This window comes from Flexivirga sp. YIM B11880, from assembly GCF_058148645.1.
The window spans coordinates 130,988-144,441 of record NZ_JBMAMH010000001.1 but is presented as its reverse complement, the minus strand read 5'-3'; the positions used below and the strand labels follow the sequence as shown (position 1 = coordinate 144,441).

The 13,454-nt window shown below is 65.9% G+C and carries 11 protein-coding genes; 9 read left to right on the top strand and 2 right to left on the bottom strand.

From position 1 onward, the window contains the following. Positions 1 to 94 precede the first annotated feature (94 nt). Genes ACN8HC_RS00665 through ACN8HC_RS00650 form a run of 4 tightly spaced genes read left to right on the top strand, consistent with a single transcriptional unit; the run spans position 95 to position 1,669 of the window. Positions 95 to 427, top strand: a complete 333-nt coding sequence (locus ACN8HC_RS00665; RefSeq protein WP_490072938.1) for an ArsR/SmtB family transcription factor — start codon at positions 95 to 97, stop codon at positions 425 to 427. Next, positions 424 to 945, top strand: coding sequence for an SRPBCC domain-containing protein (locus tag ACN8HC_RS00660; protein WP_490072937.1), 522 nt, complete (start codon positions 424 to 426; stop codon positions 943 to 945). Before ACN8HC_RS00665 ends, ACN8HC_RS00660 begins: the two co-directional genes overlap by 4 nt. Positions 946 to 992: 47 nt before the next feature. Beyond that, entirely contained in the window at positions 993 to 1,274 is a 282-nt protein-coding gene (locus ACN8HC_RS00655) for a type II toxin-antitoxin system Phd/YefM family antitoxin (RefSeq protein ID WP_490072936.1), read from the top strand. Further along, entirely contained in the window at positions 1,271 to 1,669 is a 399-nt protein-coding gene (locus ACN8HC_RS00650; RefSeq protein ID WP_490072935.1) for a PIN domain-containing protein, read from the top strand. The genes ACN8HC_RS00655 and ACN8HC_RS00650 overlap by 4 nt, the downstream gene beginning before the upstream one ends. A gap of 7 nt (positions 1,670 to 1,676) precedes the next feature. Here ACN8HC_RS00650 and rarD read toward each other — a convergent pair whose 3' ends face one another. Next, positions 1,677 to 2,645: an EamA family transporter RarD gene (gene rarD, locus ACN8HC_RS00645; RefSeq protein WP_490072934.1), complete on the bottom strand. Its 969-nt coding sequence runs from the start codon at positions 2,643 to 2,645 to the stop codon at positions 1,677 to 1,679. A gap of 595 nt (positions 2,646 to 3,240) precedes the next feature. Here rarD and ACN8HC_RS00640 point away from each other — a divergent pair. Together ACN8HC_RS00640 and ACN8HC_RS00635 are read left to right on the top strand one after the other, a co-directional pair. Next, positions 3,241 to 6,801 carry a DNRLRE domain-containing protein gene (locus ACN8HC_RS00640; RefSeq protein ID WP_490072933.1) on the top strand — a complete coding sequence of 1,187 codons (3,561 nt, stop codon included), beginning with the start codon at positions 3,241 to 3,243 and terminating at the stop codon, positions 6,799 to 6,801. Positions 6,802 to 6,902: 101 nt separating this feature from the next. Further along, complete coding sequence (locus tag ACN8HC_RS00635) at positions 6,903 to 9,371, top strand: hypothetical protein (RefSeq protein ID WP_490072932.1); 2,469 nt, start codon at positions 6,903 to 6,905, stop codon at positions 9,369 to 9,371. Positions 9,372 to 9,822: 451 nt separating this feature from the next. On the opposite strand, the gene ACN8HC_RS00630 is transcribed toward ACN8HC_RS00635, so the two are convergent. Further along, positions 9,823 to 10,251, bottom strand: coding sequence for a transposase (locus ACN8HC_RS00630; protein ID WP_490072931.1), 429 nt, complete (start codon positions 10,249 to 10,251; stop codon positions 9,823 to 9,825). A 12-nt stretch (positions 10,252 to 10,263) separates the two neighbouring features. Between ACN8HC_RS00630 and ACN8HC_RS00625 the strand changes: the two genes are divergently transcribed. The 3 genes from ACN8HC_RS00625 (at position 10,264) to ACN8HC_RS00615 (ending at position 13,452) form a co-directional block, all read left to right on the top strand. After that, a complete protein-coding gene (locus ACN8HC_RS00625) occupies positions 10,264 to 11,178 on the top strand; it encodes a hypothetical protein (RefSeq protein WP_490072930.1) in 915 nt (304 codons plus the stop codon). A 211-nt stretch (positions 11,179 to 11,389) separates the two neighbouring features. Next, positions 11,390 to 11,581 (top strand): hypothetical protein, encoded by a 192-nt coding sequence (locus ACN8HC_RS00620; protein ID WP_490072929.1) that lies wholly within the window; start codon positions 11,390 to 11,392, stop codon positions 11,579 to 11,581. Next, entirely contained in the window at positions 11,578 to 13,452 is a 1,875-nt protein-coding gene (locus ACN8HC_RS00615; RefSeq protein ID WP_490072928.1) for an MFS transporter, read from the top strand. Before ACN8HC_RS00620 ends, ACN8HC_RS00615 begins: the two co-directional genes overlap by 4 nt. The last annotated feature ends 2 nt before the right edge of the window (positions 13,453 to 13,454 follow it).

Below are 13,454 nucleotides of genomic sequence, written 5' to 3'. Positions count from 1 at the left end.
TCTGTGTCCTCTCGGTCCGGTATGTGTCCTCTCGGTGGAGTTTCTGTGCGTACGTACCCTTGCGGTTACGTAATTGAGCGGGTACGGTGGGGTGATGGACGCAGTTCTGCAGGCGCTGGCCGACCCGAGCAGGCGTACGGTGCTCGAGATCTTGCGGGATCACGAGGCGACCGCGGGGGAGCTGGCCGACGCCTTGCCGATCGCCCGACCCGGTGTCTCGCGGCATCTGCGGGTCCTGCGCGAGGCAGGCCTGGTCGAGGTGCGGCAGGACGCACAACGACGGATCTATCGGTTGCGTCCCGAAGCGCTGGTGCCGGTCGACGACTGGCTGGAGGACTACCGAGCCCTCTGGCAGAGCCGGCTCGACGCGCTGCACACCGAGATCGCGCGAGGAAAGCTCGCCCGAGGGAAGAAGGCTCAGCAGTGAAAGCGATTGCCACGACACGCAAACTCGACGAGATCCGGGGCGCGGTCCGCGTCGAGGACGTCTACGACACCGCCCTCGAGGACCTCTGGCAGGCGTGCACCGAGCCGGAGCGGCTCGCCCGCTGGATCGCGCAGGTGGACGGCGACTTGAGAGTGGGCGCCACCGTCCAAGCCACCTTCACCAGCACGTGGAGCGCGCCGGTGCGAATCGATGTCTGCGATGCGCCGCACCACCTCGTGCTGACCTCCGAGCCGGGCACGCCGGACGAAGGACAGTTGGAAGCGTGGCTGACCGGCGAAGGTCCACGGACGCGTCTGGTGATCGAGGACCGCGGCATACCCGTCGGGGAGCTGCCGTTCCATGGCGCCGGCTGGCAGGTTCACCTCGAGGATCTCGGCCGAGCGCTCGCCTCCGGCATGTCGGCGCAGCCGGACGGCTGGTCCGCGGAGCGCCCGTCGCCGCAGTGGCACGCGCGCTGGCAGGAGCTCATCCCGGCATACCAGCAGACCGGCGCGTGAAGCGCGGTGTAGCAAGACTGTAGTCACCCCCGCTACGATCAGGTGGTATGACGGCCCGGATCCCCGCTCGCGAGCTACGGAACAACTACGCGCAGATCATCAAGCGGGTGCGCAATGGGGAGCGGCTCACCGTCGTGACCGGCGGTGCGGCCGTCATGGACTTGGTCCCGCATGCCTCCGATGACGCACCACCGATGTTCCGGCCGACCGACGGTGATCCCGACTGGCCGGCTCTGGCTGCCGATGTCGCTGCGGACTGGCTCACCGACATACGAGCCCTCGATGGCGCAATCGATCAGGCTGTCACGGATCCATGGGATCGCCGATGACGCCGGTCGAGCGTGCCCTGCTGGACACTTCGGTCGTCATCGACCGCCCGCGCGACATCAAGCGGTATGCCCGATCGACCGGTGTCGCCGCCGTGACGATCGGCGAGCTTGCGTTCGGTCTGTTTGTCGAGGATCCGGTGATCAGTGCGGAGCGGGAGAGTCGCTATCGCAAGATCCTGGCCGACTACACGCCCGTTCCGTATGACGCGAGCGCCGCCCACTGGTTCGGTGCCATCGCGGCGGCCGTGCGGCGCAGTGGTCGCAATCCACGCAGTCGAGTCGCAGATCTGATGATTGCTGCCACCGCGAAGAGTGTCGATGCTGCGGTGCTCACGCGCAACCCCGACGACTTCACGGGCGTCGACGACATCGTCACCGTGATTGCGGTCTCCTGACCGCGGCTCAGATCGCGCAGTTCTCCGCGGCACGGGCGAGCCGGCGTGCGCGGGTAGCTGCCGACAGCGAGTCGATCGTCAGCAGCACCAGCGCAACCCAGACGATCCCGAAGCCGATCCACCGCGCGATCGGCATGTGCTCGCCGAGCAGCAGCACGCCGCACAGCAGTTGCAGGATCGGCGTGATGAACTGCAGCAGCCCGATGGTCACCAACGGCACCCGGCTGGCCGCCGCCGCGAAGAGCAGCAGCGGCACCGCCGTGACGATGCCGGCACAGAGCAGCAGCAGGGTGTGCCCGGTGCCGTCGGAGGTGAAGGTGGCGTGGCCCGTCATACCGACGACGATCAGGATGACGATCGCGATCGGAGTGAGCACCGCGCTCTCGGCGGTGAGACCCTCGATGGCAGTGAGGGATCCGCCGATCCGTTTCTTCATGAAGCCGTAGCTGGCGAAGGACAGGGCGAGCACCACGGAGATCCACGGCGGCCGGCCGTAGTCGATGGCCAGGTAGACGCAGGCGAGGGCGCCGACCACGACCGCCACCCACTGCATGATGCGCAGCCGCTCCCGGAGCACGACGACCCCGAGCGCCACCGTGACCAGCGGGTTGAGGAAGTAGCCGAGCGCGGCCTCTACGGTGTGCCCGGAGTCGACGGCCTGGATGTAGACGCCCCAGTTGACGGCGATGAGCAGCCCGGCGATCGTCGTTGCGCCCAGCTGGCGCCGGTCGGCGATCAGCCGCCGCAGGAACCCCAGGTTACGGGTGATCGCGAGCGCGACCAGGCAGACCACCAACGTCCAGACGATGCGATGTGCGAGGACCTCCCACGCGCCGGCCGGCTTGAGAGCGTCGAAGTAGAGGGGGAACGCGCCCCAGATCAGGTAGGCCAGGAAGCCGTATGCCGCGCCGTTGCCGCTCCTGACCGAAGTCTCCGGGGGCGAAGTCTTGGTCGGAGTGGTCTGCACGGTTGCCATTGTTCCACTGTGGCCGGTTGCATCCTGAAGCACCAGCGAGTTCTCCTTCACGACTGTGAAGTGTTCCTGCACGGTCCAACCGCTCGCTCCGCGGCGAGCTTCGCACCGGCGGCGACCAAAGCTGTGGCACCAGTTTGAAAAGGCGCGGCGTCCGTCCGCTGCGGCCGGCGACACGGAAGAGCGCATAATCACAGCCAAAAGCGAGAAAAATACAGGAAAATCTCAGAATCGTGTGCGCCGGATTTTGTCCGGATGGCTCTCCTGTGGTGGGATGCTCTCGGTTCGCGCAGGAATGGCCTGCTCGGGGGAGTTTCTGCGGGAGTGTTTCGTGGCTGGGTCGTGGTCTGCGTGGTTTGGCCGTAATGGTCGTCTTTGGCGGGTGTGGCAGGTGGTCGCGTGGCTGATCGCGGGTGTTGTTGGAGCGACTGTCGTTGCTGTTGTTGATGCCCGGCCGGCGGCCGCGGCGACACCGCAGCAGGCGGTTCAGCAACCGCAGGCGGCGACGTCGGCGGAGAGCGCGAGGAAGCCGGCTCCGGTGGCGTCGCGTCCGGACATGGTGTCGGCTGCGGTGTCGGCTCGGTCGCAGGGTTCTCGGGTGGAGGTCGAGAACATGGTGACCGAGACCTCGACGACGTGGGTGAACCCGGACGGCACAATCACCACTGAACAGTTCGCGGCCCCGGTCCGGTACCGGGATGGCAAGGGCGGCTGGCAGGCCGTCGATTTGAACCTTGCGTCGGTCTCGGGAGCGGTGCAGGTCAAGCACGGACCCTCCAAACTGGCGCTGCTGGGTGCGGGCAAGTCAGCGGCCGGGAAGGCGATCCCGACGTCCGGTGTGGTGCCGGTGGTTGCGGCGAATGCCGGTAAGCATGGCCGGATCATGGTCGGGGCGACGAAGAAGTACGCCGCCCCGAGGGTGTCGGGACGCACTGCGACGTATCAGGATGTCGCGACTGGGACCGACGTGGCGGTGGAGTCGACCCGGACCGGGTTCGAGTCGTTCCTGCACTTGAAGGATGCGGCCGCGGTCAAGGCTTTAATCCCGTCGACTGGTGCGGACGCCGGCAAGCTGGTGTGGTCCTTCCCGTTGATCACCAGCGGCGGGGTGATCGCCAAGCAGGCCAAGGACGGCACCATTGTGTTCGTCGACGGTAAGGGCGCGGTGCAGGGCCGAATGGGTGCCCCGCTGGCGTGGGACGCCACGATGAACAAGCACTCCGGGCTGCCGGAGAACACGGTCGAGTCAAAACTGCGGCTGAACGGCACCGGCGCCTCGCAGACGGTGTCGGTGATCGTGGATGGCAAGTGGGCGACCGACCCGGACCGGGTGTTCCCGGTCACGGTCGACCCGACGTACGCGTCGGCGACGTTGACGCCGTCGTTCGACACCTATGTGCAGTCCGACATTGTGAACACGGACCAGTCGACCGGCACCGAGCTGCGGGTCGGCACGTATGACGGTGGCACCACGAAGGCGCGGTCGTACTTGAACTTTCCGCTGACGTCGTTGACGGGGAAGACGGTGACCTCGGCGTCGCTGAAACTGTATGAGACGTGGTCGTATTCGTGCTCGGCGCGTGGTGTGGACGTGTACAACACGGGTCAAGCATCCACGGCGACCCGGTGGGCCAGCCAGCCCACCTCGTACGGCAAGTACGCGACGGCGTCGTTCGCCGCCGGCTACACGGGATGCGTCGCGAAGTGGCAGACGATCGACATCACCAGTCTGGTCAAGCACTGGGCGGGCAGCACCAACACGAACGCCGGGATCGGTTTGCAGGCCTCGTCCGAGACCGATTCGTATGGGTGGAAGCGGTTCTCCTCCAAGGAAGGCGCGAACCCGCCCTCGATCACCTACACCTACGACCGGGCACCGAACACCGCGGCCGCGCCGACGTTCACCGCGAACGGCACCTACGGCGGCATCGGGTACGTGCAGGGCGGCAAGGTGACGTTCTCGACCAAGATCACCGACCCGGACGCCAACAAGGTCAAGTCCACCATCGAGATCCACAACTCCAAGACCGTCTCCTCCACGTCGCTGGTGGCCTCGTGTACCACGCCGCTGGGGGCGTCGGGCGCGACGATCTCGTGCGCGAACACCACCGACATGGCCAATGGCGGCACGTTCTATGTGCGCGCGAAGGCCACTGACGAACTCGGCCTGTCTGCCTCGTCGTGGTCGGCATGGACCACGATCAAACGTGCCGGTACCGCCCCGTCGGCGCCGACCATCTCGTGCCCGGGACACGGCAGCGGATCCTGGACCGAGGACGCACCCACCGCAGACCTGACCTGCACAATCGCCACGGTCGGCTCCGGAACCCTCGCCGCGACCACACTGAACGTGTACGTCGACGGCGCTAGCACCCCGACCAAGACCGTAGACGCGAAACAGACCGCGACCTCCACCACCGTCACCGTGCCCAAGACCAAAGGCGGCCACTCGATCAAGGCCGTCGCGGTCGGCGGCGCGAGCCTGTCCGCAACGTCCACCTCCAGCTTCGGATGGGGCAGCGCCTCCCTCCTGACACCGGTGCCGTACTCCTCGACCTCAGGGAAAGTGAAGGTCTCCGCGACCGCCCAGGGCAACTCTGCCCCGACGGCCAAGCTGCAATGGCGCGTGTCCGGGCAGACCAACGCCACCACCGGATGGAAGGACGCCACCGGGGCTATCGTCGCAGTGAAAGTTTCCAGTGGGGTCGCGACCGCGTCGACGACCTGGGACGCCGCCACCGCAGACACAGACTCGGCGAACGTGGCCGCCCCTGACCGTACCCCGGTCGGATTGGACTTGCAGGTGTGTTTCACCTATCCCACTGGTGGGGCGCAGCAATGCACGTGGGCGGTAGGTTCACCGATCTCAATTACTCGGCTGCCGCACGCCTTCGGAGCTGGCTATCCGAGCACCAATGCCGGTGTCGGTACCGTTGCTCAGGTCACCGGTGAGTTGAACACAAGGGCCACGGATGTGACTGTGCCCGGCCTGTCCGGCGAACTGTCGATCTCCCGGTCAACACTGTCGTTCGCCGGCGACGGATCCCTGGCCGGGTGGCCCAATGACTACGCGAACAGCATGTTCGGTCCTGGGTGGACCGGCAACCTGGATGGCCCGGATGCTGGCACTGCATCGATGAATGTCGTCGACCAGACCACTATCGATGGCACCATCTCGTTGCTGGATGATGACGGCTCGGCGCTGGTGTGGCAGCAGCCCGGCGGCGGCCGCGTCAAGGACAAGGCCGGAACCTATTTGCCCGTCACCCAGGAGACCGTGGATGCAGGAATAAAGCTCGTCGTCGCCTCTGGCGGCACCGCAATGACGGTGACTGATGGCGAAGGCACAGCCACCACTTACAAGCTGATCGGGTCGACGTGGGGCGTGACCTCGGTGACCGAACCCGGTACATCTGGCACCACCACCTACACCCGCGACGGCGACGGTAAAGTCACCCGCATTCTGTCCGGGCTCCCGGATGGATACACGATCACGGATTGCCCTGGGACCGGCACCTTGACGAAGCCGGGCTGCCGGGCGCTGGACCTGGCGTACAACAGCGCCGGGCAAGTCAGCGGCATCACCGCGCAACTGTGGGACCCGGCCACGTCGGCGATCAAGGCAACCCCCCTCGCCTCCTACAGCTACGACTCCAGCAATCGACTGATCAAGGAAACCGACCCGCGCACCGGACTTGCCACCCAGTACGGGTGGGACGGCACCAGCACCCGGCTGGCATCGGTCACACCCGCTGGGCAGGCCGCCTACCGGATCAGCTACGACGGTCCCGCGACCTCCGGCGGCCGGGTCAAGCAGATCAGCCGGGACGCCGCCACCGCCGGCGGGTCCAGCAGTGCGTTGTTCTCTTTCGTGTACGGAGTGCCGACCTCCGGGGCCGGTTTGCCGTCGGTGACGGCGTCCGATGTCGCGGACTGGGCGCAAGCTTCGGCCCCGTCGACCGGGTACGCCGTGTTCGGCGCCGACCACCCGGTCTCGTCCACCAGCCCCCCAGCATCTCCGCCGGGGACTGGCCGTACGCATCCCTGTCCTACGTCGACGCCCAGAACTACGACGTCACCGACGCCACCTACGGGGCCGGGCAATGGCTACTGTCTTCGACCGATTACGACGACAAGGGCAACGAGGTTCGATCTCTGAGCCCGGAAGCGATCAACGGCATCAGTGCTTGGCGCGATGCCAACGCGGACGCGGACGCCTCAGAGGTGAAGTCCACCTCGGACTTCTACTCCACTCAGACCGTGTACAACGACGACATCACCGACTCCACCGGCGCCGTAACAGTGCCGGCGGGCACGGTGGTTGTCGACGAATACACACCGCAGGCCACGATCACACTGCCGGATGGGCGCGTCGTGACCGCCCGCAACCGGACTCATACCAGCTATGACCAGGGCGCGCCCAACAACGGGATCAACCCGGACACCAGCAGCCCGTACAACCTGGCGACGAGCGTCACTGAGTCGGTGGACGGCACTGCCACCGACACCGACCCGGACGTGCAGATCTCAAAAACCACCAATTCGTATGCGCCGCTTATGGCCGGCGATGGAGACGGCTGGGTACTGGGATCTCCCGTCACGGTGACGACAGACGGGATCTCGAAAGTCACGCGCACGGACACCGCCGGCAGGACCATCGAGACGCGGCAACCGTCCGCAACCGGCACTACGCACCCGCTGACCACCCGCACCGTGTACTACACCGCCGGCGCGAACAGTGTCGATGCGGCGTGCGGTAACAAGCCGCAATGGGCCGGGTCGATGTGCCACACCTTCCCCGGCGCCGCACCCTCGGCCGGGCCTGCGATCCTTGACTCGCGTACCACCGGATTCGACATGTGGCTGAACCCGACCACCGTGGTCGAATCTTCCGGCAGCACAACTCGCACCACTACCCGCAAGTATGACGCGGTGGGCCGGAAAACTTTCGAAGAAACCACCACGAACCTCGCCTCGGCCAAGCCACGCGCGGCCACCTTCATTCACTATCGAAACACCGACGGCTTAATGGATTACACCGGTGTCGCGAACGCTGCCGGCACCGACGCCACGAGCCAGCGCAGCACCACCGGGTACGACCTGTGGGGACGCAAAACCAGTTACACGAACGAGCAAGGTGACGTTGCGACGACCGCCTACGACGTGGCTGGCCACGTCGCGTCGGTGACCGATCCGAAGGGCACCACCAGCTATAGCTACGACGGCAACGACGCCGATGCCAAGGTTGAGCACCGTGGGTTGGCCACCAAGGTCACCGTCACCCGGCCAGGATCTGGCGGCGCCCTCGAGTACGCCGGGGCATACGACGCGGCAGGAACTCTGGTCACCCAGGAACTGCCCGGGCAGGTCACCGCCATCACTGTGACCAATGAGTTGAAGCAGCCGATCGGGCTGACCTACACAGGTCAAGTCACCCCCGTCACCGCAATGACGGATCCGGACACCGGTGAGGTCACCTGGACGCCGGGCACTCCGGAAACCGGCACTTGGCTGGCTTGGACTGCGGACCGCGACGCCCAAGGCCGGATCGTGCGCGAATACACCGGCGAAGGAGCCGGGTTCGACGGCGACCCAGGTATACCTGAAGACGGCGACACCTCCCATATGAGCGTCGGCCAGGGCACCGCTTACGACCGAGCCTTCACCTATGACACACCGGGCCGCCTGAGCAAGGTCGTGGACCGAACCATGCGCGAAGCCACCGGGCCGCTCTCGCCGGATGACCCGGCAACCTGGGACCAGCTGTGCGACGAACGCGCCTACACGTTCAACGCTGACGGGGCCCGCACCAAGTTCGTCACGACCACGCACAACGACGGTGATTGCGGCAACACCACCGCGAGCAATCTCAATACCCGCATCGTGGATTACTCCCTGGACAATGCCGACCGTATGATCTCGGCGTCGAAGATCAACGGGGTCAGCGCTGGCACCTATGGCTATGACGCCCTTGGCCGGCAAACCACTGTCCCGGCCAGAGACACGCCCAGTTTCGGTGCTGAAGACACCACCCTGGGGTACTACGCCGATGATCTACCGGCCAGTGTCTCGACCCAGGGCATGACCACCACCTTCACCTTGGACGCAGACGGGCGCCGCTTGCGGCAGGCGACTGCTGGTGGTTGGTACGACGGCGAGACCGTCACCCGGCATTACACGGACGAGAGCGACAATCCGTCCTGGGAAACCACCACCCGCCCGGGTCAGGCAGATCAGACGATGCGGTTCACCGACGGCCTGACCGGTGACCTCGGTGCGATGATCACGGACACCGGAGACGCCACCATCAACCTGATTGACCCGCACAACAACAACGTCACCGGCATCAGCATCCCAGCGGCCCAGGCGACTAGCACTGCCGCAACTAACGTGACCGGGTGGTCGGCATACACCGAATACGGCGGCCGTGCCGTTAACTGGCAGTGGACCGACTCCACTGTTGCTGGGCCCCTCGGCTACGGGTGGCTCGGCGGCAAACAACGCGCAACCACCGGTGAAACCGCCTCCTTCACCCTCATGGGCGCCCGTTACTACAACTGGGTCACCGGATCCTTCACAGGACCTGACCCTATTCCCGGTGGAAACGAGACGGCATACACATATCCGCTTGATCCAATCAATTCGGCTGACGAAAGTGGCATGATGCGAGTACCGCAACCATCAAGCCACTGCGCGTGCAATGGCCAGCGTCGTTACCTCGGCAAATAACCCATTGGGGTCGGTGGCGCGCATATCGTTTTAGCTGGATTGAAAGACAGATGGTAGGATTCATCGGATTCAACCCCTGGGGGTTCAATATCAAATCTGCTCAGATTAAATATGGTTCATGGACAACCTATTACGCAAAGTGCGTCCATCACAGGTGGCGGACAACGGTCACTAACTTCAGGATTAGACGGGGCCGCGCGTATGTCGAGCCACGAGTCGGATGGTGGACGTACGGTGGCTGGTGGCAATACACTCATACGCAGGCATATGGCGTGAACTGGCAACGAACATACTAGGACTGCGATGACGTCAAAAGCTAAGTCTGCGTTTACAGGCTTCGCGATCGCCATGGCCGTCGCAGTTATCTGCGTTGCATGGGTTGTCTACTTACTAGTGATCACTCTCTCAAGCCCCGACACGGATGGTTTCCTTGGTCGCATCATCGGGATAGTCACCTCGGCTCTAGTCGCATCTTGGGCAATAAGGGAGTCCGTGACCCGATTTCGAAAGATCGACCATGACCGCCATCAGAACCAGAATCACAGGTGCCTACGGTAAAGCGGCTCTTCAAGACCTGTGGTGGGGGTAGGTGTTCTGGTGAGTGCGCCGCCGAGCAGGAGCATGCGTAGCCGTAGTTGTCGCGGTTGCGGAAGCTGCGGGCGACGCGGCCGTGTAGCTCGATCAGGCCGTTGATGGCTTCGGTGCCGCCGTTGCTGGCGCGGCCGGTGGTGAAGTAGCCAGGAATGACTTCCTTCCACCGGTTGAGCGTCTTGCCCAGGCGGCGGAGCTCCGGGATCGGACAGGCCGGGAATGACTCGAGGATCTTGGCCGCGATTGTGCGTCCGGTGACCAGGTCTTCGGCGGCGTAGTCGTCACGCAATTGTTGGGCCGCTTGCCAGGCGATCCAGACCTCTTCGTGTGCTTCGTGCGCGTTGATCGCGACTCACTGACACACCCCGGTGGCACGACACAGGACCAAGCCGACGGCTGGCGTGCAGCGTGGGTCGGCTTCGATCTCGGATTGCTGGTGCTTCTCGGGTGCGCGGCGTGGCTCGGCACGCGGCGGCATCCCCTGGCCAGCGGGGTGATGACCGCGACGGCGGCGCTTCTCCTCTGCGACGCGTGGTTCGACATCACGCTCGACTGGGGGTCGTCCGCCGTCTGGGCCAGCATCGCGTGTGCGGTGGTGGTCGAGATACCGCTGGCCGTGCTTCTCTTCCGGTCCAGCCGGCAACTGCTGTCCGGTGGTATGGCGCGCCACGTGCTGACAGCCCAGGACGTGCGGCTGGGACGTGAACCCGACACCTCCACCGTGCTGGCGGTGCTTGCCGAGGGTCCCGCTCCCGTGGCGATGATTGCCGCGCGCTCCGGCCTCTCGGCAGGGCAGGTCGATGCGACGTTGCGGGGGTTGTTGCGTGGACGGCAGGTTCGCCGGGGTCGCGCGGGCAAGTGGTCGACGGTGCCGGTCTCGCTGGAGCGTCCGGCGCTCGCGTCCCTCAACCGCGTCGACCGGTCCGCCGTGGAGGCGTTCTACGACGGAAAACTTCAGCAGGAGCTGCGGCTCTTCGAGTGGGCGGCGGCACGCCATACCGCCTTCGACGAGTGGGCGAAGGGAAGTCGCGCGGGCATGTGGCTCACCGAGCGTGAGCTGCGCCGGTTCGGCCGCGAATATCTCGACCTTGTCCTGCGCTATTCGATGCTGCACACCGAGCCGACGGCGGACACACGAGAGTTGGCGGTGCGCTGGTACGCCTTTCCCACCCCCGAGCAGCACGAGCGCACCACTGGCGCAGTCGGAGCGTCCTGACCCGATCGGCTCGTAGTTTCCGTCACCCGCCCTCGGGTAGAGGAGGAGCACCGGGGGTGCTGGGGTGATCGACGGGAGCAGACCTATGAGCCGAGCGAGTGGACCAGGGACCGTGACGACGCAAACGGCGTCCAGGACCGGACCACCGCAACGGTGTTGGAAATGCACGGTGTTCGGGCACCGCATCCGCTTCCGTGCGAACGGAAGCACCATGGTCTGGTCCTGTGAATGGTGCGGCAGCGAGCGAGGTGCCAAGACCTACGAGTCGGCCGCCGCAGCACGGAACTTCGCACGCGCCTTCGACCGCCGCGACAGCGAGGACACCGGCCGACGAGCGCCGTGGCTCGGCATGTTCCCGCTACGGGTATGGCGGTTCCTGCGCGATCGGAGTGATCGCCGATGACCGCGCAAACCGGCACGATCACGACGAAGGTCCCGGCCCGGCTGGATCGGCTGCCCTGGTCGAAGTTCCACTGGAGGGTGCTGATCGGCCTCGGCAGCGTCTGGATCCTCGACGGCCTCGAGGTCACGATGGTCGGCAACGTCGCCTCCCGGATGACCGAGAGCGGCAGCGGCATCTCGATCAGTTCCGCCCAGATCGGGCTGGCCGGTGCGTTCTACGTCGCCGGCGCCTGTGCCGGCGCGCTCTTCTTCGGGCAGCTGACCGACCGGTTCGGCCGGAAGAAGCTCTTCATGCTCACCCTGGCCGTCTACATCACCGCCACGGTGCTGTCGGCCTTCGCCTTCGCCCCTTGGTACTTCTTCGTCATGCGGTTCTTCACCGGTTCCGGCATCGGTGGGGAGTATTCGGCGATCAACTCGGCCGTCGACGAGCTGATCCCCGCGCGGGTTCGCGGTCGCACGGACCTGATCATCAACGGCACCTACTGGGCCGGTGCCGCGATTGGCGCCGGCGTGGCGGTCGTCGTGCTGAACAAGTCGCTGCTCGCCGCGGACCTGGGCTGGCGCATCGCCTTTGGTCTTGGTGCAGTCATCGGGTTGTTCGTCCTCGTCGTCCGGCGGCACGTGCCGGAAAGCCCGCGCTGGTTGTTCATCCACGGCCGGGAGGAGGAGGCCGAGGACATCGTCGGCGGCATCGAGCGCGGCGTCACCGAGGACACCGGGGAGGAACTGTCCGAACCCGAGGACAGCATCACGGTCCGGCAGCGCAAGACCATCCCGTTCCGGGAGATCGCCAAGGTCGCCTTCACGATGTATCCGAAGCGCGCGATCCTCGGGCTCGCGCTCTTCGTCGGCCAGGCGTTCCTCTACAACGGCATCACCTTCGACCTGGGGACGCTGCTGGGCAAGGCGTACAAGATCGGGTCGGACCAGGTGCCGCTCTACTTCGTCCTGTATGCCGTGGCGAGCTTCCTCGGCCCGCTGGTGCTGGGGCGCCTCTTCGACACGGTCGGCCGCAAGCCGATGATCGCCATCTCCTACCTGGGTTCGGCGGTCGCCGGCATCGTGCTGGCCTGGTTCATCACCCAGTCGATCGGCGGTGTCTGGGGTTTCGAAGCGATGTTGATGGTGACGTTCTTCCTCGCCTCGTCGGGCGCGAGTGCGGCATACCTGACGGTCAGCGAGATCTTCCCGATGGAGACGCGGGCGCTGGCGATCGCCTTCTTCTACGCCGTCGGCACCGCCGCCGGCGGGATCGCCGGACCCCTGTTGTTCGGGCGCTTCATCAACTCCGGCCAGGCGTCGCAGATCGCACTGGGCTTCATCATCGGTGCCATCGTGATGGCGATCGGCGGCATCGTCGAGCTGTTCTTCGGGGTGAACTCCGAGCAGAAGAGTCTGGAGAGCATCGCGACCCCGCTGACGGCGCAGGACGGCGGTCAGGACGGCGCTCAGCATACGGCGCCCGCCGAGGGGGAGGAACGCAGCCAGGACCCGGGGCGGCGGGCCCGCGACGAACGGATCAGGGCACGCGAGGAGCGCCGGCGCGCCGAGAGCCGGGGCGCGAGGCGCTTCCGCCCGGGGCCCGGCCGGACCATGTGGTCGCCGCGCATGTCGGTGTCGAACTCCGCCGTGCCGTCGGTGGTGCTCGACCACGAGATCGAGTCGATCGCTCGCACGCTGGCCGACCGTGGCCGACTGCGGGCCTCGGAGCTGTTCGACCTGGTCGGCGGCCGCTACTGGGGGCCGGGCCGGTTCCGGACGGCTCTGCACCTGGCGGTGGCGGAGGGTCGGGCCGTGCGGATCTCGCGCTCGATCTATGGACCGCCGCCGTCGTCGGACAACGGGCCGACGGGCGACGGCCGGCCCTGAGC